Source organism: Symbiopectobacterium purcellii, from assembly GCF_019797845.1.
GTDB lineage: Bacteria > Pseudomonadota > Gammaproteobacteria > Enterobacterales > Enterobacteriaceae > Symbiopectobacterium > Symbiopectobacterium purcellii.
Map to the genome: position 1 here is coordinate 3350775 of NZ_CP081864.1, position 23210 is coordinate 3373984.

The 23210-nt window shown below is 56.6% G+C and carries 20 protein-coding genes; 11 read left to right on the forward strand and 9 right to left on the reverse strand.

The window, feature by feature from the left end; genetic code table 11:
• Positions 1-63: 63 nt before the first annotated feature.
• Complete coding sequence (gene hemL / locus K6K13_RS15685; RefSeq protein ID WP_222157827.1) at positions 64-1344, forward strand: glutamate-1-semialdehyde 2,1-aminomutase; 1281 nt, start codon at positions 64-66, stop codon at positions 1342-1344.
• Positions 1345-1392: 48 nt separating this feature from the next.
• Here the strand turns inward: hemL and K6K13_RS23615 are convergent, their stop codons facing one another.
• The 7 genes from K6K13_RS23615 to hrpB all read right to left on the reverse strand — a co-directional run bounded on the left by K6K13_RS23615 (position 1393) and on the right by hrpB (position 12865).
• Positions 1393-1689, reverse strand: coding sequence for a TonB-dependent receptor domain-containing protein (locus tag K6K13_RS23615; RefSeq protein ID WP_350338136.1), 297 nt, complete (start codon positions 1687-1689; stop codon positions 1393-1395).
• Complete coding sequence (gene fhuE, locus K6K13_RS15690) at positions 1577-3652, reverse strand: ferric-rhodotorulic acid/ferric-coprogen receptor FhuE (RefSeq protein WP_350338137.1); 2076 nt, start codon at positions 3650-3652, stop codon at positions 1577-1579. Before fhuE ends, K6K13_RS23615 begins: the two co-directional genes overlap by 113 nt.
• Before the next feature lie 210 nt (positions 3653-3862).
• Entirely contained in the window at positions 3863-5851 is a 1989-nt protein-coding gene (gene fhuB / locus K6K13_RS15695) for a Fe(3+)-hydroxamate ABC transporter permease FhuB (protein WP_222157828.1), read from the reverse strand.
• Positions 5835-6749, reverse strand: a complete 915-nt coding sequence (fhuD, locus tag K6K13_RS15700) for a Fe(3+)-hydroxamate ABC transporter substrate-binding protein FhuD (protein WP_222157829.1) — start codon at positions 6747-6749, stop codon at positions 5835-5837. The genes fhuB and fhuD overlap by 17 nt, the downstream gene beginning before the upstream one ends.
• 2 nt (positions 6750-6751) lie before the next feature.
• On the reverse strand, positions 6752-7579 hold the full coding sequence (fhuC, locus tag K6K13_RS15705; RefSeq protein WP_222157830.1) for a Fe3+-hydroxamate ABC transporter ATP-binding protein FhuC: 828 nt from the start codon (positions 7577-7579) through the stop codon (positions 6752-6754).
• A 214-nt stretch (positions 7580-7793) separates the two neighbouring features.
• Positions 7794-10280 (reverse strand): bifunctional glycosyl transferase/transpeptidase, encoded by a 2487-nt coding sequence (gene mrcB, locus K6K13_RS15710; protein WP_222157831.1) that lies wholly within the window; start codon positions 10278-10280, stop codon positions 7794-7796.
• A 122-nt stretch (positions 10281-10402) separates the two neighbouring features.
• On the reverse strand, positions 10403-12865 hold the full coding sequence (gene hrpB / locus K6K13_RS15715) for an ATP-dependent helicase HrpB (protein WP_222157832.1): 2463 nt from the start codon (positions 12863-12865) through the stop codon (positions 10403-10405).
• Positions 12866-13043: 178 nt separating this feature from the next.
• Between hrpB and thpR the strand changes: the two genes are divergently transcribed.
• The 9 genes from thpR to panD all read left to right on the forward strand — a co-directional run bounded on the left by thpR (position 13044) and on the right by panD (position 20582).
• Complete coding sequence (gene thpR / locus K6K13_RS15720; protein ID WP_222157833.1) at positions 13044-13586, forward strand: RNA 2',3'-cyclic phosphodiesterase; 543 nt, start codon at positions 13044-13046, stop codon at positions 13584-13586.
• Between the two features lie 4 nt (positions 13587-13590).
• Positions 13591-14322, forward strand: coding sequence for a DNA/RNA nuclease SfsA (sfsA, locus tag K6K13_RS15725; RefSeq protein WP_222157834.1), 732 nt, complete (start codon positions 13591-13593; stop codon positions 14320-14322).
• A 180-nt stretch (positions 14323-14502) separates the two neighbouring features.
• Positions 14503-14958 (forward strand): RNA polymerase-binding protein DksA, encoded by a 456-nt coding sequence (gene dksA, locus K6K13_RS15730; protein WP_196905643.1) that lies wholly within the window; start codon positions 14503-14505, stop codon positions 14956-14958.
• A gap of 101 nt (positions 14959-15059) precedes the next feature.
• Positions 15060-15917, forward strand: a complete 858-nt coding sequence (gluQRS, locus tag K6K13_RS15735; protein ID WP_222161129.1) for a tRNA glutamyl-Q(34) synthetase GluQRS — start codon at positions 15060-15062, stop codon at positions 15915-15917.
• 282 nt (positions 15918-16199) lie between these two features.
• Positions 16200-17603, forward strand: coding sequence for a polynucleotide adenylyltransferase PcnB (gene pcnB, locus K6K13_RS15740; RefSeq protein WP_222161130.1), 1404 nt, complete (start codon positions 16200-16202; stop codon positions 17601-17603).
• Complete coding sequence (folK, locus tag K6K13_RS15745) at positions 17600-18091, forward strand: 2-amino-4-hydroxy-6-hydroxymethyldihydropteridine diphosphokinase (protein WP_222157835.1); 492 nt, start codon at positions 17600-17602, stop codon at positions 18089-18091. The genes pcnB and folK overlap by 4 nt, the downstream gene beginning before the upstream one ends.
• Positions 18092-18189: 98 nt before the next feature.
• Positions 18190-18984: a 3-methyl-2-oxobutanoate hydroxymethyltransferase gene (gene panB / locus K6K13_RS15750; RefSeq protein WP_222157836.1), complete on the forward strand. Its 795-nt coding sequence runs from the start codon at positions 18190-18192 to the stop codon at positions 18982-18984.
• A 328-nt stretch (positions 18985-19312) separates the two neighbouring features.
• Entirely contained in the window at positions 19313-20167 is an 855-nt protein-coding gene (gene panC, locus K6K13_RS15755) for a pantoate--beta-alanine ligase (protein WP_222157837.1), read from the forward strand.
• Positions 20168-20201: 34 nt separating this feature from the next.
• Positions 20202-20582, forward strand: coding sequence for an aspartate 1-decarboxylase (gene panD / locus K6K13_RS15760; protein ID WP_222157838.1), 381 nt, complete (start codon positions 20202-20204; stop codon positions 20580-20582).
• Between the two features lie 32 nt (positions 20583-20614).
• On the opposite strand, the gene K6K13_RS15765 is transcribed toward panD, so the two are convergent.
• Complete coding sequence (locus tag K6K13_RS15765; RefSeq protein ID WP_222157839.1) at positions 20615-21385, reverse strand: ABC transporter permease; 771 nt, start codon at positions 21383-21385, stop codon at positions 20615-20617.
• A complete protein-coding gene (locus K6K13_RS15770) occupies positions 21382-22335 on the reverse strand; it encodes an ABC transporter ATP-binding protein (RefSeq protein ID WP_222157840.1) in 954 nt (317 codons plus the stop codon). Before K6K13_RS15770 ends, K6K13_RS15765 begins: the two co-directional genes overlap by 4 nt.
• A gap of 114 nt (positions 22336-22449) precedes the next feature.
• Between K6K13_RS15770 and can the strand changes: the two genes are divergently transcribed.
• Positions 22450-23091, forward strand: a complete 642-nt coding sequence (gene can, locus K6K13_RS15775) for a carbonate dehydratase (protein WP_195315906.1) — start codon at positions 22450-22452, stop codon at positions 23089-23091.
• Positions 23092-23210 lie beyond the last annotated feature (119 nt).

The following is a 23210-nucleotide window of genomic DNA, read 5'->3' on the forward strand; positions in this document are numbered from 1 at the left end:
TTGATAACGCGGCAGCGTTGTTTACAATAGGCAAAACTCCGCTCTCTTTTCAGGACCCTTTCCATGAATAAATCAGAAAGTCTCTACGCTGCGGCACAGCAGCTTATTCCCGGCGGCGTCAACTCGCCGGTGCGCGCGTTCAACGGCGTCGGCGGCGTGCCGTTGTTTATCGAGCGGGCGGACGGCTCACACCTCTACGATGCAGACGGTAACGCCTATATCGATTATGTCGGTTCCTGGGGCCCCATGGTGCTGGGGCATAACCATCCCGCCATTCGTCAGGCGGTGATCGCCGCCGCAGAGCGCGGATTGAGCTTTGGTGCGCCAACCGAAATGGAAGTGCATATGGCGCGGTTAGTGACCTCACTGGTGCCGTCGATGGATATGGTGCGCATGGTGAATTCCGGTACCGAAGCCACCATGAGCGCTATTCGTCTGGCGCGCGGCTTCACAGGCCGTGACAAAATCATCAAGTTTGAGGGCTGCTACCACGGCCACGCGGACTGCCTGCTGGTCAAAGCAGGGTCTGGCGCATTGACATTAGGCCAACCAAATTCCCCCGGCGTACCCGCTGATTTCGCCCGCCACACATTGACCTGCATCTATAACGATGTGGATTCCGTCCGTCAGGCTTTCGAGCAATACCCGGATGACATTGCAGCGATTATCGTTGAGCCGGTGGCAGGTAATATGAACTGTATTCCGCCATTGCCTGAGTTTCTGCCCGGATTGCGTGCACTGTGCGATGAATTTGGCACACTGCTGATCATTGATGAGGTGATGACGGGCTTTCGCGTGGCATTAGGCGGCGCACAGGCACACTACGGCGTGGTGCCCGACCTGACCTGTCTGGGGAAAATCATTGGTGGCGGCATGCCCGTGGGCGCTTTTGGCGGACGGCGCGATGTGATGCAAGCGCTGGCCCCAACCGGCCCGGTGTATCAGGCGGGAACGCTTTCCGGTAACCCGATTGCCATGGCAGCGGGTTTTGCCTGCATGAACGAAGTGGCTAAACCCGGAGTGCACGATACCCTCACCGCATTGACCACGCAGTTGGCACAGGGGCTGGAAGCCGCGGCCAAAGCGCAGCATATTCCTTTGGTAGTGAATCATGTGGGCGGCATGTTCGGTCTGTTTTTCACCGATGCACCGAGCGTCACCTGCTATCAGGATGTAACGCAGTGCGACGTGGAGCGCTTTAAGCGTTTCTTCCACCTGATGCTGGCCGAAGGCGTTTATCTGGCGCCATCAGCGTTTGAAGCGGGCTTTATGTCACTGGCGCACAGCCAGCAGGATATTGAGAACACCATCGCGGCAGCACGACGCTGTTTTGCCCAGTTGTAATCGCCGCCAAGAGAAACACCCCGATCGTGCGATCGGGGTGTTTGCGCATCAGAAGTTGTAATTCACACTCATGGACACGCTGCGCGGCGCGCCATAGGCATAGCTGTCACTAAGCGCGCTGTAATAGTTCTTATCCAGCAGATTGTTGACGTTAGCCTGCACCGCCAGCTGTTTGTTGATCTGGTAGCGACCAAACAGGTTAACCAACGGATAGCTTCCCTGATGCACACGCTCAGCCCCCTTCGGCCCCGAGGTATCCACAAAGGTGCCGTTCTGCCAGTTTACCCCGCCGCCCAGCGTCAGCTCCGGCAGCATCGGCAACTGGTAGCGGGTAAACCACTTCAACGAGGTTTGCGGTAGCTGGTAGCTGGCTGTTCACCCGATTATCCGCCGCGTCTTTGGCAACATAGCGTGCGGCACCGAACGTCATCTGCCAGTTATCCGTCAGGGCACCGTTCAGTTCCAGTTCCACACCTTTACTGGTTACACCTTGCGCACCGTAGTAAGCCTGATCGCTCGACCCATTGACCTTGTTGCTGCCATCGGTCTGCGCCAGATTATCCTGCTCAATGCGGAACAACGCCATGGATGCCGTCAGGCGGCCATCAAACCAGTCAGATTTCAGACCGGTTTCATAGTTTTTGCCTTCAATCGGTGCCAGGTAGTTGCCGTTAACACTTCGGTTATCTTGCGGCTGGAAGATGGAGGTGTAGCTGACATAGGCAGAGAGGGTATCGTTGATGTCGTAAATCAACCCGGCATACGGCGACACCTTGTCTTTGCTGAAGCTGGAGGCCATACCGCCCGTGCTCCATTCGGTATAGCGCGCACCGGCCACCAGCGCCAGTGGATCGGCCAGCGAGAAACGGGCCGCACTGTAGACCGATCTCTGGTGCACGGTATCATCCGAACTTTTGGTCTGCGCCTGCCAGTTCGGTTCCGGCGCACTGCCGTTCCAGTTGTAGTAATTGCCCATATCCGCAACCGTCACGGCATCGTTCGAGGCGTAGTAGTAGTTGCGTTGGCGACTGAACCCCACCCCGGTAACCAACTCATGCTGGCGCCCCAGCAGTTCAAACGGACCGCGCACGTAGGTTTCCAGTGCGTCCAGTTTGCGCGTGTCGGTAAACCAGCCGGCACCGCCCGCCAAGCCTAATCCGGTGTCTTGATCTGGGAAACTGCCACCATTGAAAGCATAAGGCGAAGCGTACATCAGCTTGTCATCAAACTTGGTTTCCGCATGCGTGGTGTTGATATGCCAGTCCCAGCCGTTATCAAACATATGGCTGAACTGGGCGAAGACCTTGTTGGTCTCGATATTGTAATAGGCCCAGTTCGGGGCGGGATTGACGCTGCGATCGAAGCGGGTACGGTTGCCATTACTGAACCAGGTCGGCAAGCCGCCCCAGGTTGAACCGGGGGTTTTGCTTTCCTGATAATCGTAGCCGAATGACAGCGTGGAATTATTGGCCAGATCCGCATCGACAATGCCGGAAATAAATTTTTTGCGCTTATGGTAGCGTTCGAGCCAGCTATCCTGATCCTGATAGCCAGCGATAATCCGCCCGCGCACGCTGCCGGATTCGGTCAAGGGTGCGGAAAGATCGGTCACATAGCGCTGGTTATTCCACGAGCCATAGCTGGCAGAAACGTTACCGGTGACTGCTTTGCTGGTGGCGTGTTTGCGCACCATATTTACCGTTGCGGAGGGATTACCGGTGCCGGTCAGCAGGCCGTTGGCACCGCGCACCACTTCAATGCGATCGTAGATCGCGGTATCTCCCAGCGCGTCACCAAAATTCCAGGCTTCGGATACCGAAGTGGGAATATCATCAATGACGAAATTGTTGATGTAGAAACCGCGCGCATAGTAGCCGATACGTTCACTGTCGGTATAGTTGCCGGTAACACCCACCACGTTATCCAACACGTCGCCCACCGTTTGCAGGTTCTGATCCTGCATGCGCTGTTTATTTACGATGGTAATAGATTGCGGAATATCACGCGGGCTTAACAGCAAGCGCGTCCCCGCCGTGGTGAGTTTGGTGCTGTAGTCGCCGGGCACATCCTGCCCCGCTGCGCCTCCGGTGGCGGTGACCACCAGTGTGTCGCCACTCTTTTTACCCGGTGATGAGGCAGATTGTGCAGCGCTCTGATGGGTGTTGTCACCCACCGCAGTGCTGGTCTGTGCCGCCCCCGCTAAAGCGGGCCACAGCGCCGCCCCCATGCACAGCGCCAAAACAGAAAAATCGCTTACCGATTCCCTTGCCTGAACCGGCTGCGCGCAGCCAAACAGCTTTCCTTTCATAACGATCCCTTAAGCGTGCATCATGCTGACACGACACCGTTTTACCCGGCTATCATCCGGTAACACCCGGAAATGGTCGTATCCCTGAGGCGCAAATCTATTTATTGAATATACATAATATTAGATAATGGGAATCATAGTGATAATGATTTGCATTTAATATGTAAATAGGGTTTACCTGTCGGCACGGTTTTCCCTGCCAACAGGTCGTTAATGGGCTTGCTTACGCAGCAGATAAATAAAGTAAGGTGCGCCGATAAAGGTCGCCAACAGGCCAGCAGGCACCTGATTAGGAAACAGGATAATGCGGCCCGCCCAATCGGCCAACAGCATCAATATGCCGCCAATCAGTGCGGAACAGCAAAGCTGAGGGATCACGCGGGAGAATCCCATCATGCGCGCCAGATGCGGCGCCATCAGCCCGACAAAGCTGAGTGGCCCCACCGTCAGGGTTGCCATCGCGGTCAACACCGATGCCAACAGCAAAATCAGCAAGCGCACGGGGGTGACAGCAACGCCTAACGCCTGAGCCGTCACGCTGCCCAAGGGCAAAATGCGCAGCCAACGCTGGCACAAGGGCACCATTAGCACTAACACCAGTGCCACACCCGCAGTGTTGATCGCTTGTTCAGATTCAACGCCGTAGGTCGAGCCAGAAATCCAGGTGATAACGCCGCTCATGCGCGGATCGCCGCTTGCCAACAGCAGCGTAAGCACGGTGGAAAATGCGGTACTGAGAGCAATCCCGGCCAATAGCATGCGCTGCGTAGAAAACCCACCGCGACTGGCGATGGTGATCATCACCAGCAGTGTCAACGCCGCACCCGCGCTACCCGCCGGCAACTGCCACGCGCTGGTGTCTCCCGGCATCAGGAACAGCAACAGAATAACCCCGGTAGCGGCACCCGCACTGATGCCCAGCACTTCCGGGCTGCCCATCGGATTAGCCGTCAGTTTCTGGATCAGCGTGCCTGCCATCGCCAACATCATGCCCGCCGTCAGTGCTGCCACCGCGCGCGGCCAACGCCAGGGCAACACCTGCGCCAAATCCTCACCGCGGCTCCATTGCCAGCCTTGTGCACCTTTACCCAGCATCAGCGCTATCGCCAAAGCGACCAGTAACAATACTATCCCGGCCAACAGCCAGCGGCCCCAGCGGGGGGCCACGGCGTTAATGCCTCCGGCTGGCACCAACGCAGGCTGGTGCGTGGTGCGCAAGCGTGGCAGCAGCCACAGCAGCAATGGGGCACCAATCAGCGCCGTCACTGCTCCTGTCGGCACTTCACGCCAGACGCGGGTCAGCCACAGCACGGTTTGATCGGTTAATCCCAACAGCAATGCCCCCAGCAATGGCGCCAGCCAGAGCCGTTGCCACAAGCGACGAGCGCCCAGCATGCGGGCCAGCAACGGGGCAAACAGGCCAACAAAGCCGATAATCCCCGCCACGTTGACCAGTTGGGCGCTGAGGAAAATCGCAACACCGAGTGTGGTTAAGCGCGCCAGCACCAGACCCAACCCCAGATTACGCGCCACGCCATCGTCCAATCCCAGTAGGGTCAGTGGACGCAACAGCAGCAACGCCAGTGCAAAACACACCAGCAATCGCGGAAACAGAAACGCCACGCGGCTCCAATCCTGCTGGTTTAGCATGCCGCTGCTCCACAAAAACAGGTTTTGTAGCTGCTCATGGTTAAACAGCACCAGCAGTTGATTGACGGCGGCACAGTAAAAACTCAGCACCAGTCCAGCGAGCAGCAACGTAATCGGCGACATCTGCTTGCCCCATGAGAGGCCAAACACCAGTGCGCCAATACCAAGCGCGCCCACCATCGCCATCCACTGCTGTGCGACCTCGCCGCCCGGCAGCATCCATAAGGTTGCCACCGTCACCCCGAGTTGCGCGCCGGTAGCAATGCCAAGCGTTGCCGGTTCCGCAAGCGGATTGCGCATCACCTGCTGAAACAACAGCCCCGCCAGCCCCAGCCCCGCGCCGACCAACAGTGAGAGCGCCAGACGCGGTAACAGGCTGTAATGGAACAGCAGTTGGCTTAAATCACCCGTTTCGGGGTTGGCGACGGCTTGCCACCACGTCGCCACCGGCAATGCGTGGCGCAGATTGGCGGCCATTATCAACAGCAACACCGCCAGCATGCCGACCACGATCAGCACTGCGCCAGAGCGCTTAGGCGTTGACGCCATGGCGAGCCTCCAGCGCATCCTGCAATACCTGACAAAAGCGCATGGCCGACAACGTGCTGCCATACAGCCACACCGCCGGTACGCGCTGCCAGCGTTGCTGGCGCACAAACGGCAGCGCCTGCCATAACGGGCTGCGTACTACCTGCGCCATCATGGCCTCGTCACCGTGGCCAAAACAGATGGCGTTGGCATCCTGAATGTCCGCCAGACGCTCAATGCCCACCACCACGCTGCCCCAGAAGCTGGTTTCTTCACGCCAGGCGTTTTCAATGCCGAGTTCATCCATCACTTCCTGAAACAGGCTGTTCTTCGCGATAATCAAGACGTGCGTACTGTCGATAAAAGAGAACAGCAACAGTGGACGACGGGTGTAGGGCTGCAACTGCGCCCTGGCCTGCTGCATAAAGGTTGAGAAGGTGTGCAGATGCTGTTCCGCGGCGTCGGGGATGGCTAACCGCTGTGCCAACTGGCGCAGTGACGCCTTTGCCATGGTCAGCGGTCGTCCGGCTTCGTTATTAAAGGTGAACCCCATGGTCGGGGCAATGCGCGACATTTTCTCTACCGACGGGCCATAGCCCGCGGAGTAGACCATCAACGAAGGCCGTAACTGCGCCAGCAGTTCCATATTGGGTTCGGTACGAAAGCCAACATCAATCACCGACTCGGGCAGTTGCGGCTCAGCGACCCACAGCCGGTAATTCGGGATTTCAGCCACACCCAGCGGCATAACCCCCAGCGCCAGCAGCAGCTCAGCAGGCAACCACTCGAGCGCCATGATGCGACGCAGGTCTGGCGGTGTCTCGGTTTTCGCCCAGGCGGAGAAACACAGGGGGGAAAGTAACAGCGCCATCAGCACGCGACGGCGATCGTCATTGATACGATGAGATAATGAAGCCATGTTTAGCACACAAAGCTGACTGGCGCACCGCCGCCAGGATGCGGCAGGATCCCCATTGGAATGCCGTATACCGCTTCAAGTACCTGCGGCGTCATGATGGCATCCGGTGTCCCCTGCGCAATCATTTCTCCCCCGCGCAGCGCCACCAGATAATCACAGTAGCGTGCCGCCATATTGATATCGTGCAGCACGGCGATCACCGTCAGCCCCTGCTCACGGCTCATGCGTTGGATCAGGGCCAGTACCTCAACCTGATGTGCAATGTCTAACGCCGATGTTGGCTCATCCAGCAGCAGGCAGCGGCTGTCCTGCGCTACCGTCATTGCCAGCCAGGCGCGTTGACGCTCACCGCCGGACAGGCTGTCCACCAAACGGTGCGCGAACGGCTTCAGCCCCACGACAGCGATAGCGTTTTCCACCTTTTCGCGATCGGTACTGCCAAAGCGCCCCAGCGCGCCGTGCCACGGGTAACGCCCAAGCGCCACCAGCTCACGTACCGTCATGCCTTCCGCAGCGGGGAGTTGTTGCGGCAGATAGGCAACCTGTCGGGCAAAGGATTTGCTGTCCCAGCCGGGCAACGGCGTGTCCTTGACCGATATCACACCGCTACTTGGCGTTTGATGGCGCCCCAACATCTTCAACAACGTTGATTTACCTGAACCGTTGTGACCAATCAACCCACACACTTTACCTATGGGAAATGTCAGAGAAAGCGAATGCAGCAGGGTGCGACCAGGCACAGCGAAGCTGACATCGTTGAGACGAAAGGTGGTATCCGGCTCATTATCAACCCGCACCGATTCATAAGAAGAGGTGTCTGGATTTTGCATAACCGTCGTAACCCGTTGTTGCTGTTCGCCGTTTGTCAGGTAGTAGCGCTTTTTAACGTGGTGCTACCGACGCAAAAGAGAACGATAATGATTATTATCAAGAGCGGGAATGATAGGCGGACGGGATCCCTCTCGCAAGCGTTTTAATCCCAAAAAGCACAACGCCCCGGCGCAGGTCGCGTCGGGGCGTTGTTCATCAGCGTAAACGGCGTGGCTACTGACCAAACATCTCTTTGATCCAGTCAGCGACACCGCTGTCATTTTGCTGAGCAGGCGTTTGTTGCTGCTGTTGCGCGCTCTGGCACAGCGCCTGCGGGTTTTCCGTCCACACCGGCAATGCCCGGCCTGCGCTGCCATTACAGATAAACTGGCCGCCACCATCGACGGTCATGGTCGCAATACCTTCCGGCGGCGTCAGCATCAGCGCCAGCGGCGTCTGGTTTTCCAAATAGCGGCGATACAGCGTTAGCGCACCGTTGGCACCGGTCAGTTTCGCCGGACCATTGTTATCGCGCCCCACCCAGGTGATCGCCACTTCTTTACCATCAACACCGGCAAACCAGCTATCACGCAGGTCGTTGGTGGTCCCGGTTTTCGCCGCCAGGTGGTAATTGGGGAACTTGACCGCCAATGAGCGTGAAGTGCCACGCTCAACCACCTGCTGCATACCATACAGCGTCAGGTACGCCGCCTGAGCCGGCACCGCGCGTTCGGCCTGCGGGAAGCTTTGATACAGCACGCTGCCGTCTTCTGCTATCACTGAACGCAGCGCCGACAACGGCGCGCGATTGCCGCCGCTGGCGATGGTTTGGTACTCCTGCGCCACTTCCATCGGTGTCAGGCTGATGGCCCCCAACAGAATGGCGGGCACCGGTTGAATCACCTCTTTCGGGATGCCCAAACGTTGCAGCGTATTGCTAATCTGCTCCAGCCCAACCGTCATCCCCAGATTGACCGTCGGCACGTTCAGCGAGTTGGCTAATGCATCCACCAACATCACGCGTCCACGGAACTGGCGATCGTAGTTGTTCGGTTGCCACACCTGCCCGTTCGGCTGCTTGAGCGAGAGCGGCTCATCCGCCAACCAGGTATTGAGACGGAAAGTATCGGGCTGGCTCAACGCGGTCAGGTAAGTCGGCGGTTTTGCCAGTGACCCCACAGGACGACGCGCCTGCATCGCACGGTTAAAACCGGCGTATTGGGTTTGAGCACCGCCTACCATAGCGCGAATTTCACCGCTAAAGCGATCGACAACCACCATGGCCGATTCCAGATCGCTAACGTTGCGCGCCGCGCGCAGCGCCGGAACACCCTCTTCCACCGCTTTTTCAGCCGCATCCTGCGACACCGGGTCCAGCGTGGTGAAAATCTTCACGCCGGAAAGATCTTTTACCTTATCCCCCAGGCGTTGCTGCAACTCCTGGCGCACCAACTGCATAAAGGCAGGTTGCGGCGTGATCACGCCCCCTTTCGGCTGCACCCCTAACGGGCGAGCGCTCAGCATGTTGTAGAGATCTTCGTCAATAATCTGCTGATTTTGCAGCAAACGCAGCACCAGATTACGGCGTTCGAGTGTCAGTTGCGGGTTACGCCACGGGTTATACAGCGAAGCGCCTTTTACCATGCCGACCAACAGCGCCTGCTGATCCAGACTCAGTTCATTAACCGGACGACCGAAGTAATAGAGGCTGGCAAGCGGGAAACCACGAATCTGATCGTTGCCACTCTGACCGAGATACACTTCGTTCAGGTACAGCTCAAGAATACGATCCTTGCTGTAGCGGTAATCCATGATCAGCGCCATATAGGCTTCGTTCGCTTTACGCCACAAGGATCGTTCATTGGTGAGAAACAGGTTTTTCACCAACTGCTGCGTCAGGGTACTCCCGCCTTGCACCGCACGGCCTGCCGTGATGTTCGCCAGAAAAGCACGGCCAATAGACAGGAAACTGATGCCGTCATGCTGATAAAAATGGCGGTCTTCGGTCGCAACCAGCGTGTCAACCAGTAAATCAGGGAAACCGGAACGCTGCACAAACAGCCGCTGCTCCCCGTTGGGGGATTGCATCATGGTGATCAGACGCGGATCGAGGCGGAAGAAACCAAAATTACGTTGTTTCTCAAGGTTTTGGATCTGCGCCAGACGATCGTTGGTAAAGATCAGTCGGGCGTTGATCTGCCCTTCCTTGCCATCGGGAAAATCGAACGGGCGGCGAAGTATATCAATGGTATTGCCACGCACGCTGAATTCACCCGGCCGGGTGATACGCGATACCTGACGGTATTGCATCCCTTCCAGCAGGCTTATCATCTCTTTCTGGCTGTAGGACATGCCCGGCTCGAGGTTCACCATTCGGCCATAAACGGCCGCAGGCAGTTGCCACACTTTGCCTTCGATTCGGCTGCGGATCTGGCTGTCAAGATAGACGCCATACAGCGCAAGCACCACGGCGAAGACCAGCGACAGCTTAATGAACAACCCAAGCCAGCGTCTTTTTTTACGCGGTTTTTTGCTCATCTCGTCCTCATCGTCGTACTCATCGTACTCGTCGTCTTCTTCATCAATGTCATCCTGATAGACGTCATCCTCTTCTTCATAGTCATCCCTTCGACTACGACGCCGGGTCGCCTGAGGGCGCGGCGGTTTTCGTCCTGACGCTCTTCCTTTGCGTCCGATAGGTTCACGATCGTCCTGTGACATTGCGGTTACTTCTCCGTCAGGTTAATGACAATAACAGCTCCACGATAGACGTAGGCGCTGACTGTCGTCGCTTACTCTGTTGTTCCGCCCGGTTTCAGAAAAAAATACGTTGCAATAACGTATCAGGGCGTCTGGTATTTCTTCGTGCGCCGCGTCGGCGCAGTATTGGCAGGATCGTCCGGCCATACGTGTTTGGGATAGCGCCCTTTCATCTCTTTTTGCACCTCGCGGTACGCGCCTTGCCAGAACGCGGCCAGATCGCGCGTGATCTGCAAAGGTCGGTGCGCCGGAGAGAGCAGTTCCAACACCACGGCAACGCGCCCTTCTGCCACCGTGGGGTTCTGCCGCTCACCAAACATCTCCTGCATACGTACCGCCAGCGCTGGCGGCTGATCGTGATGATAGCGCAACGACAGATGGCTGCCGCCCGGTGCGGTATAATGGCGCGGCAGCGCGCTTTCCAGCCGCTGTCGCAACGGCCAATCCAGCAGGCGCAGCAACGCCTCGTAAAGGTCAATCTGCCGCAGTGTACGCACATCTCGCACACCGTGCAGCGAGGGCAGCAACCAGGTATCCAGCGTTGCCAGCAAAGCGTCATCGTCCATGGCGGGCCAGCCGCCCTCGGCGAGCCAACGCTGCGCGCACGCCACGCGTATTCGCAGCTGTTCCGCGTCGTTTTGCCAGTTGAGTGCGGCCAGCCCCTGCTCTTGTACCCAGTTGAGCAGCGCCTGCTGCATCGCCTCATCAGAGGGTTTATTCAGCGGTTGGTGACGCAGCGTCAGGCTGCCAATGCACTCACGTCGACTGGCGCGCAGGGTACCTTTTTCTTCATCCCAGTGCACGATGTTCTGTTCTGATACCAGGTCAGGGCGCTGCGCGATAAGCGCATCAATATCAATGGGCAATGCCAGCGTAATACGCGCATCAGCGCTCTGGGTTCCTTCCGACAACATCAGTATCGGTGCAATCAGCCACTCCTGCGCCGCCAGCGGCTCATCCAATGGCAAGCGTGCGCCCAACCCGCTCGCCAACTGATAACGCCCATCGGCACTGCGCCGTTGGGCAATGCGATCGGGATAAGCAAACGCCAACAGCGCAGGCAATGCGGCAACGTACTGTGGCTCGCGCCAGCTCGCCGATTTTCCCACCAGACGCGTCATCAACTGCGTGGCACGCTGCCGCCAAGAGGGCGACGGTCGTGCAAGCAAACGCTCAATATCCAGCGGCCCCATACGCGGCGGTTCTTCCAACAGCGCCGCCAGCAGACAGGCGGTAGCCTGCGTCGGCGCATCCTGCTGTACGGTGCTGTGCAGCATCGCCGCCAAACGAGGCTCGATGCCCAGTCGGGCGATATGGCGTCCGCGGGTGGTCAGTTTCCCAGCATTGTCGGTTACCTGCAATTGCGTCAGCAAACGACGCGCAGCATCAAGAGCAGGCATCGGCGGGGTATCCAGCCAGATGAGTGAATCAACGGAGGTGCAACCCCATTGCAGCAGTTCAAGCCAGACGCTGCTCAAATCGCTGTTTAACATTTCCGGGCTGCTTTGTGCGGCGGCACGCTCCGCCTGATCTTTAGCACACAGATGCAAACAGAGACCCGCTTCCAGTCGTCCGGCGCGCCCCGCCCGTTGCGTCATTGATGCCTGACTGATGCGCTGCGTCACCAAGCGCGTCAGCCCGCTTTTCACATCAAAACGGGCAACGCGCTCCAGTCCACTATCGACCACCAGCCGAATACCTTCAATTGTCAGGCTGGTTTCTGCAATATTGGTGGACAACACCACTTTACGCCGCCCCAGCGCAGCAGGGAGAATCGCTTTCTGCTGGTCGGCCAGCGTCAGCGCACCGTACAGTGGGCAGAGGTCCACATCGTTGGTAAGCGTCTCTTGCAGCATAGCTTCAACCCGTTTGATCTCAGCAACGTCAGGTAAAAACACCAACACCGATCCGGGCTGTTCCGTCAGTAAACGGCGAATCTGCCGGGCGATGCCCTCTTCCAACCGTTCCTGGTTGCCCAACGGCTGATAGTGGCGATCCACCGGAAATGCCCGCCCCTGTGACACGACCGTCTCCGCCGTCGGTAATAACGCCGCCAGACGCGCGTTATCCAGCGTGGCGGACATAATGAGCAATGCCAGATCCTCGCGCAGCCCCTGCTGAACATCAAGCAGCAGCGCCAATGCCAAATCTGCCTGCAAGCTGCGCTCATGAAATTCATCCAAAATCACCAGCGACACACCCGTCAGCTCGGCATCCCGTTGCAGCATGCGTGTCAGCACCCCTTCGGTGACGACTTCGATGCGCGTCTGAGGGCCGACGCGCGTTTCTGCGCGCATGCGGTACCCGATGGTGCCGCCCGGCGTTTCACCCAGCTGTTCCGCCAGGCGCCACGCCACGTTTTTGGCCGCTAGCCGCCGCGGCTCAAGCAAGATGATCCGGCCAGAGAACCCGCCCAGTTCCAGCAATTTTAGCGGTAGCCAGGTGGATTTCCCCGCCCCAGTGGGTGCGTGCAATAAAACCTGAGGCGCACGGCCTAACGCGTCAATCACCTCATTCAGCACGGCGCTGACCGGCGGTAAACTCACAGTATTCTCCTCTACAGCACAGTGATGGCCGCTTATCTCTCTGACAAAACTATCTATTTATAATGAGATCCTGGCACACCACCATGTTCGCACAAAATAGCGCTTTGCGCGAAAGCGGTGGTTGTCGCCTTCGAACCGGCATTGTAGCATCCTCGGTTATCCGCGTAGAGAGAGAGCCATGTTGAGCACACGCCGCCTGTTTTTTGCCTTGTCCTTACCCGATTCACTGGCGCAAACGCTGGTTCAGTGGCGTGCCCAGCATTTTGCCCCGGAGGCGGGACTACCGGTCGCTGCCGCCAATATGCATATGACGCTGGCCTTTTTGGGCGACGTGAGCGAGCAAAAAGCGCGTGCCCTTCGGCTGCTGGCCGACAGGATCCGCCAGCCCGCCTTTCAGTTACAGCTTAACGACGCAGGCCAATGGCCGCGCCCCGGTGTGGTATGGCTGGGCTGTCGTCAGGCACCGCGCGGTTTGCTGCAATTAGCTGCGCTGCTGCGATCGCAAGCAGCACGCAGCGGTTGCTACCAAAGCCCACAACCCTTTCATCCGCATATCACGCTGTTGCGCGGCGCCACGCGCCCCGTGGCGCTTCCCCCTGCCCATTTTGACTGGACGTTATCTGCCGAGCGTTTTGCCCTGTATGAATCTCGTTGGGTACAGGGAAAAACCCGCTATCAACAGGTCGCAGAATGGCCGTTAACCCCCCCTAACGCAGGATAACCCGATGAACTTTACCCCCCCGCTCAAACCGGCACGGTTGATTAAGCGTTACAAACGCTTCCTTGCCGATGTGGTGACGCCCGAAGGAGAAACCTTTACGCTGCACTGTGCCAACACCGGTGCAATGACAGGGTGCGCCACGCCGGGTGATACAGTGTGGTACTCCACCTCGGATAATCCCAAGCGTAAATACGCGCACAGTTGGGAACTGACAGAAACCGCACAAGGGCATTGGATTTGTGTCAATACGCTGCGCGCCAATCATCTGGTGCATGAAGCGCTGCTGGCACAACGCATTCCTGAGTTGGCTGGCTACCACCAGATCACGCCTGAAGTGAAATACGGCACGGAGAACAGCCGTATTGACCTGCTGTTACAGGCACCGGGGCAGATTAAGTGCTATATTGAGGTGAAGTCAGTTACATTATTGCAACAAACGCCGTTGCATATGTCGCCTCACCAGGGATTTTTTCCCGACGCCGTGACGCAGCGCGGACAAAAGCACCTGCGCGAATTGATGCAGGTAGCCGAAAACGGCGAACGTGCAGTGCTGTTTTTCGCAGTTCTGCACTCTGGTATCGCTGAGGTTGCGCCTGCACACCACATCGATGCCCGCTATGCAGAATTATTTTGCGAAGCGCGGCAAAAGGGGGTTGAAATTTTTTGCTATGGCACCACATTATGCCCTGACGGTATTACGCTCACGTACCCGTTGCCGTTAACCGTAACGCGATAAAGACGGTAGGTGCCTTTACCTGTTGTTTATTATCGGATGTGACGACGAGGTTCCTGGCACCTTATCAGGCCTGTGACAGGAATTATTGCCAACCCCAGTTCCATCTGCTATTTATAGCGGCCTGTTTTTCTCCCCCCTTAGGGATCGATAGTGCGTGTCGTGTTATGTAGGAGAAGCAACATGCAAGAAGAGCAAAACCGTAAGACATCTTCTCTGAGCATTCTCGCAATTGCCGGAGTGGAGCCGTACCAGGAAAAGCCGGGCGAAGAGTACATGAACGACGCCCAATTGGCTCATTTCAAGCGTATTCTTGAAGCATGGCGCAATCAACTCAGGGATGAAGTGGATCGCACCGTTTCCCATATGCGCGATGAAGCAGCCAACTTCCCGGATCCGGTCGATCGCGCCGCACAGGAAGAAGAGTTCAGTCTGGAACTGCGTAACCGTGATCGGGAACGCAAGCTGATCAAAAAGATTTCCAAAACACTACAGAAAATCGAAGACGAGGACTTCGGCTACTGTGATTCTTGTGGTGTTGAAATTGGTATCCGTCGCCTTGAAGCGCGTCCAACCGCCGATTTATGCATTGACTGCAAAACACTGGCGGAAATCCGCGAAAAACAGATGGCGGGATAATCACACAGTAGGGCGGAAAAGCTGTTCCGCTTTACGTTTTTGCCATAGCGTCATCTCCCGGCACCGAATGCGGGAGTGACGTGCAGGCCTTGTTCACCCGTATGCCTGATACCCATCGTTATACCGGCCGTTTTGCCCCATCGCCTTCCGGCGATCTTCATTTTGGTTCTCTGATCGCTGCATTAGGCAGATATCTACAGGCACGCGCCCATGGCGGCCGTTGGCTGGTGCGCATTGAAGACATCGATCCGCCGCGCGAAGTTGCTGGTGCGGCAAGCCGCATTCTTTCACAGTTGGAACACTACGGTTTGCAATGGGATGGCTCAGTGCTTTATCAGTCCCAACGGCATGCGCGTTATCTGGAAGTGCTGGCCGCACTGAAAGCCCGCCACCAGTGCTACTACTGCGATTGCACACGCCAACGCATTCATTCACTGGGCGGACAGTATGATGGCCATTGCCGTACGCGCCAATTGGGCTCCACCCACGCTGCGCTGCGTTTGCGGCAATACAACCCAGTATTGCACTTTCACGACAGGCTGCGCGGAGAGCTGTATGCCGACCCGGCGCTGGCGCAGGAAGATTTTATCATTCACCGCCGAGATGGATTATTCGCCTATAATCTTGCCGTTGTGGTGGATGACCACGATCAAGGGGTAACGGAAATTGTGCGCGGCGCAGATCTGATCGCCCCCACCGTCCGGCAGATCGCACTCTATCAACAGCTAGGCTATCCGGTGCCGGATTACATCCATTTACCGCTGGCGCTCAACGCGCAGGGAAATAAGCTTTCCAAGCAGAACCACGCGCCTGCACTACCGGATGGCGATCCGCGTCCGGTACTGTTAAGCGCGCTGCGCTTGCTGAATCAGCCGGTGCCGGCGCATTGGCAGGATATGGCGTTACCGCTCCTATTACAGTGGGCCGTTAACCATTGGTCACTTACGTCTATAGCCTAAATACTTCGAGTGGCAGGAAGGCGGCAAACCAGTGTCAAATCTGCTCTCGGCAGATTTGAACGCCGCGAGCGGCGGCCTCGTAAGAGGTGAGGTCCTGGGATGGGCCGAATAATGAGTGTCGCCAACGCACCTGCGGCGTGAAGTATGACGGAGATATCCCGTTAATCGGAGCATCCGATGTGGCTGAGGCAACATCGGCATTCTCAAAGGTGGCGCGGTGAGCTATGATTAGCCGCTATTTTTTGTTGTACCGTTATTTTTTCATCACTATCGAGGTGTACCATCTTTACCCGAGTCGCTAATTTCTGTCGCAAGGTACTCAGCCGCGACAATGACGTGGCCACCGCGGAGCCCGTGCGTCAGGCCATGACCGTGATTCCGCGCGACCAGCATACCCTTTCGCGCAGTGATATCAGCGAAAATGCGCTGAAGGTACTCTATCGCCTGAACAAATCAGGCTATGAAGCCTATCTGGTTGGCGGCGGCGTCAGAGATCTGCTGCTGGGGAAAAAGCCAAAAGATTTCGATATCACCACCAATGCGACGCCGGAGCAGGTGCGTAAATTATTTCGCAATTGCCGCTTGGTTGGCCGCCGCTTCCGTCTCGCTCACGTGATGTTTGGTCCTGAAGTGATTGAAGTCGCGACCTTTCGCGGTCATCACGAGCAGCATCAGGAGCAGCAGCTTAAAACCACCTCGCAGCAGGCACAGAGCGGCATGCTGTTACGTGATAATATTTTCGGCAGCATTGAAGAAGATGCGCAGCGCCGCGATTTCTCCATTAACAGCCTCTATTACAGCGTCGCCGATTTCAGCGTGCGTGATTACACCGGCGGGTTGAACGATCTGCGCCAAGGGGTGATCCGGTTGATTGGCGATCCGGAAACCCGCTATCGGGAAGATCCGGTACGCATGCTGCGCGCCGTGCGTTTCGCCGCCAAACTGAACATGACCATCAGCCCGGAAACTGCCGAGCCGATTCCGCGTCTGGCGACATTGCTGCACGATATCCCCGCCGCACGCCTGTTTGAGGAATCGCTGAAGCTGTTGCAAGCGGGTTACGGTTACCCGACGTACCGTTTGCTGTGCGAATACCAACTGTTTCAGCCGCTGTTCCCGCTGATCAGCCGCCATTTTACGCCTAACAGCGATAGCCATCTGGAAAAAATGGTGGCGCTGGTGTTAAAGAACACCGACCAGCGGCTGCAAAATGACATGCGCGTTAACCCGGCATTTCTGTTTGCCGCCATGCTGTGGTATCCGTTGATCGAGCATGCGCAGAAACTGGCGCAAGAAAGTGGATTAACCTACTTCGACTCCTTCGCACTAGCCATGAACGATATTCTGGACGAACAGTGCCGCTCTCTTGCCATTCCTAAACGCATCACCTCGTTAGTGCGTGATATCTGGCAGTTGCAGTTGCGCCTGTCGCGCCGTCAGGGCAAACGCGCCTACAAGCTGATGGAGCACCCGAAATTCCGTGCTGCCTACGATTTGTTGAGCCTGCGTGCCGAAATTGAGCGTCAGCCAGAGCTGCAACGTCTCTCTCAATGGTGGGGAGAATTCCAGGTCGCCACGTTGCCGCGCCAGCAAGCCATGCTCAGCACGCTGGATGATGGCCCTACGCCACATCGCCATTCCCGACGCCGTAAGCCGAGTGCGCCGCGCAGAGAAAGAACCTCGTGACACGCGTTTATCTGGCGCTGGGTAGCAACCTGGCGCATCCGCTACAGCAGGTTAACTCCGCGCTGGCGGCGCTGGATACGGTGCCACACACCCGCGTGCTGTGCTGCTCACCGTTTTATCGCAGCCGTCCGTTGGGTCCGCAAGATCAGCCCGACTATCTTAATGCCGTAGTGGCGTTGGACACCACGCTCGCGCCGGAAATTCTGCTCGACCACACCCAAGCCATTGAGCAGCAGCATGGTCGCGAACGCAAAGCGCACCGCTGGGGGCCGCGCACGCTGGATCTGGATATTCTGCTCTATGGCAATGAAACCCTGCACACCGCACGTTTAACCGTGCCTCACTACGACATGAAAAACCGAGAATTCATGTTGTATCCGCTGGCCGATATCGCCCCGGACTTGCACTTTCCTGACGGTGAAGCGCTGGCGTTGCGCCTGTCTGCCGTGCCGCGCAACGGCATGACGCTGTGGGATGCGCAAAACTGATATCCCCTACGTCGCATTTCCCCCCTTCAACGACTATGCCTTAAGGCAGGCTTCCTTTAAGATGCTCTCCTGACTTTTTTGATTCTGGGAGGCTGCCAATGAAACCGACAACCCTGACCTACCTACGCAAGTGTAAGCAGGAGAAGCGTAAATTCGCGACCATTACCGCCTATGACGCCAGTTTTGCCCGCTTATTCTACGACAATGGCATTCGCGTGATGCTGGTAGGGGATTCGCTGGGCATGACGTTACAAGGCCATGATTCCACGCTGCCAGTCACCGTCAGTGACATTGCCTATCACACCCGCTGCGTACGGCGCGGTGCACCGCTATGTCTACTGCTTGCCGACCTGCCGTTTATGGCTTATACCACGCCAGAGCAAACGTTTACTAACGCGGCGGAAGTGATGCGCGCCGGTGCCAACATGGTAAAACTGGAAGGCGGCCAATGGCTTGCTCCCACGGTGAAGATGCTGACCGAGCGCGCGGTACCGGTATGCGGCCATCTGGGATTAACACCGCAATCGGTGAATATTTTCGGCGGCTACAAAGTTCAGGGACGCGATGAGGCTGCGGCGACGCAATTGCTGGATGACGCGTTAGCGCTGGAGGCGGCGGGAGCGCAACTTCTGGTGCTGGAATGCGTGCCCGTGCCGCTGGCCCAGCGTGTCACCGAGGCATTGTCGATCCCGGTTATCGGCATTGGTGCAGGTAACGTCACCGATGGTCAAATTCTGGTGATGCACGATGCGTTCGGCATCACCGGCGAGCACACGCCCAAATTTGCCAAAAACTTTTTGACACAAAGCGCCGACATCCCCGCCGCCGCGCGTCTTTATGTGCAGGAAGTTGAGCAGGGACTTTACCCTGCCGAGGAACACGCGTTCCGTTAAATTAGCGTTTTCGCTGCCACAGCAGATATTGAACATACAATGAACATTACCCTAAATAATTCGAGTTGCAGGACAAAACGTTAACGTTTTGAACAGCGCTTGCGCTGGCCCTTTAGGGCGAGACGCATTTATGCGTCTCGTAACGCGGCAAGTGAGAGACAAATTTGTCTGGAACAAATTTGAACAGCGCTTGCGCTGACCCGTAGGGTGAACCACAGGGATGAGGTTCATTCATCCCGATGAGCTTACTCAGGTAAGTGATTCGGGTGAGTGAACGCAGCCAACGCATCTGCAACTTGAAGTATGACGGGTACAAAGGAGCAAGACCGTGTTGATTCTTGAAACCCCTTTGCTATTACGCCGTGAGATTCGCCGCTGGCGTCAAGAGGGGAAACGCATTGCATTGGTGCCCACCATGGGCAATCTGCATGACGGACACATGACGCTGGTAGACGAGGCGCGGGCACGCGCTGATATTGTTATCGTCTCCATTTTCGTCAACCCGATGCAGTTCGATAAACCCGACGATCTGCAACGTTATCCACGCACCTTGCAAGAGGATTGCGAAAAGTTAACCCGCCGTAACGTGGATCTGGTGTTTGCCCCTTCTCCCGAGGCGGTCTATCCGCATGGATTGGGCCAGCAAACGTTTGTCGAGGTGCCGGGGCTGTCTGCCATGCTGGAAGGCGCCAGCCGTCCGGGCCATTTTCGCGGTGTGGCAACCATTGTCAGCAAGCTGTTTAACATGGTACAACCCGATATCGCCTGCTTTGGTGAAAAGGATTACCAACAGTTAGCGCTGATTCGCCAAATGGTGCGCGATATGGGCTACGACATTGATATCGTCGGTGTGCCGATTGTTCGCGCACCGGACGGGCTGGCACTGAGCTCGCGCAACGGTTATCTTAGCCAGGAAGAGCGCCAGTCTGCGCCCGCGCTCAAACGCATCATGGATCAGATGGTCGATAAACTCAGCAACGGCGATCGCCAGCTTGAGGAGATAATCACCTGTGCCGCAGAAGCGTTACGCGAAGCCGGGTTCACGCCCGACGAGCTCTATATTCGCGATGCGGATACGCTGCAAGAACTGACCGTGGCCAGCACGCGCGCAGTGGTATTGATGGCAGCCTGGCTGGGCAAGGCCCGCTTGATTGATAATCAGCAGGTCGTTCTGGTCGATTGACTGGCATGACAGACATTAACCGAGGTAACCGACAGTGATACGCACCATGCTACAAGGTAAGCTGCACCGGGTAAAAGTCACCCAGGCAGATCTCCACTATGAAGGCTCTTGCGCCATCGATCAGGATTTCATGGATGCAGCAGGCATTCTGGAATACGAAGCCATCGATATCTACAACGTGGATAACGGAGCGCGTTTCTCTACCTATGCCATTGCGGCAGAAAGAGGATCACGCATTATTTCTGTCAACGGGGCGGCAGCACGCTGCGCCTGCGTCGGTGACAAACTGATCATCTGCTCCTATGTACAGATGTCAGACGAAGAAGCGCGCACGCATCACCCGAAAGTCGCCTACTTCTCCGGTGATAACCTGATGTCACGTCAGGCGAAGGCGATTCCGGTTCAGGTCGCCTAACAGCAACGGGGCCATCATGGCCCCGTTTTTTATCAACTGCGCAGACCGCGTCCGCGTTCGATCAGCCACCACGCCAGCACGTAAAACACCAGAATAAACACCAGCAACACCGTCATGGTGAAGACCAGCGGCACATCCTGAATGCCGAGAAAACCGTAGCGGAAGCCGCTTATCATGTATACCACGGGGTTGAGCTTGGACACCGCTTGCCAGAACGGCGGCAACAGCGTCAGCGAATAAAACACGCCGCCAAGGTAGGTTAACGGCGTCAGCACAAACGTCGGAATAAGGCTGATGTCATCAAAGGTTTTGGCAAATACCGCATTCAGCAATCCCGCTAGCGAGAACAGCACCGCCGTCAGCAGCAGCGTAGCCACCACCACCCACCAGGCATGCACATGCAGCGGAACAAAAAACAGCGACACCGCCGTGACCAACACGCCGACATAGACGCCACGGGCTACCCCGCCCCCCACGTAACCGGCAATAATGATGTGTGTCGGAACGGGCGCCACCAGCAGTTCTTCAATATTGCGCTGGAATTTGGCACTGAAGAAAGACGCTGCGACGTTGGCATAGGCGTTGGTGATCACCGACATCATGATGAGCCCAGGCACGATAAACTGCATGTAGTCGAAACCGTGCATTTCACCGATACGGGAGCCTATCAGGCTACCGAAGATAATGAAATAGAGCGTCATGGTGATCACTGGCGGTACCAGTGTTTGTATCCAGATACGACTGAAGCGGTTGATCTCTTTGGTCCAGATACTTTTCAGGGCGACCCAATATAACTGCGTCATGCTTTTTTCGCCTCACCGCTGGTCTTCACATGCTTCATCTTTTCACCGTTCACCATGGAGACGAACAGCTCTTCCAGACGGTTGGCCTTGTTACGCATACTCAATATTTGAATCCCTTGCGTGCTTAATTGGCTGAAAACGCCATTGAGTCCCTGCTCACGCATCACGTCCACTTCCAGCGTTGAGGTATCTGTCAGGCGGTGGGCATACCCCTCCAGCTTGGGCAACGGACTTTTCGGCGCGAGATCGAGGATAAAGGTTTCCGATTGCACGTTGGCGAGTAATGCCTTCATCGAGGTGTTTTCCACCAATTCACCATGCTGAATAATGCCGATATTGCGGCACAGCATTTCCGCTTCTTCCAGGTAGTGCGTAGTGAGAATGATGGTGGTGCCCTGCGCGTTCAGCGCCTTGAGGAACCCCCACATGGAACGACGCAGTTCGATATCCACCCCGGCGGTCGGCTCATCGAGGATCAGCAGTTTGGGTTCATGCATCAGGGCACGTGCAATCATCAAACGGCGCTTCATCCCTCCGGAGAGCATGCGCGCCTTTTCCTGACGCTTTTCCCACAGATCGAGCTGCTTGAGGTATTTTTCCGCCCGTTGCAGGGCGTCCTGGCGCGACACGCCATAATACCCCGCCTGATGGGTAACGATTTGCAGCACCGTTTCAAACGGGTTGAAGTTAAACTCTTGAGGCACCAACCCGAGTTGGCGCTTGGCGTTAACGATGTCGCGTTCCAAATCGTAGCCGAAAACGCGCACCTTACCGGAAGATTTGTTTACCAGTGAGCTGATGATACCAATCGTGGTCGATTTCCCTGCGCCGTTCGGTCCCAGCAGCGCATAAAAATCCCCAGCCTCCACGCGCAGATCGATACCGCGCACTGCCTTGACGCCCCCAGGGTACGTTTTGGTCAGTTTCTCCAGTTCCAGTGCATATGTCATAACAAGTTAACTAGCCCTATTATCAATGAGTGACTCAGTTTCGATTTTAAAACATTCACGCTTGCCTTATATTACCTTTCACTGCCCTTTTTTTGTCACAGGCCATTTACTTTCATGAAAGATATTGAAACGCTCATCGCCAACAACCAGCGTTGGTCCAACACCATGGTTGAAGAAGATCCGGGTTACTTTGAACGTCTGGCGTTGGCACAAAAACCCCGTTTTTTGTGGATTGGCTGCTCTGACAGTCGCGTCCCCGCGGAAAGCTTGACCAGCCTTGCGCCCGGCGAACTGTTCGTTCACCGCAATGTGGCAAACCTGGTTATCCACACCGACTTAAACTGCCTTTCCGTAGTGCAGTATGCCGTTGAAGTGCTCGAAGTCGAACACATCATCATCTGTGGGCATTACGGCTGCGGCGGCGTGCAGGCGGCGGTAGAAAACCCTGAATTGGGGCTTATCAACAACTGGCTGCTGCACATCCGTGATTTGTGGTACAAGCATAGCTCGCTGCTGGGAGAATTGCCGCCCGAAGAACGCTTTAACAAACTGTGTGAAATCAATGTGGTAGAACAAGTCTACAACCTGGGTCACTCCACCATCATGCAATCCGCCTGGAAACGCGGCCAAAAGGTCACGATCCATGGTTGGGTGTACGGCATCAAGGACGGTTTGTTAAGCGATCTGGAGGTGACTGCCACCAGCCGCGAAACGCTGGAACAGCGCTATCGCCGCGCCATCTCTTCCCTAATATGATATTACAGGGGCACCTTATGTGCCCCTCGATCTGGCGCGACCACGTAGAGCCTACCCCAGCAGGCGTAATTGGCGCAGCCAGTTTGGTCACGGACAGCGCGCAGAAACCGGAGCGTAAC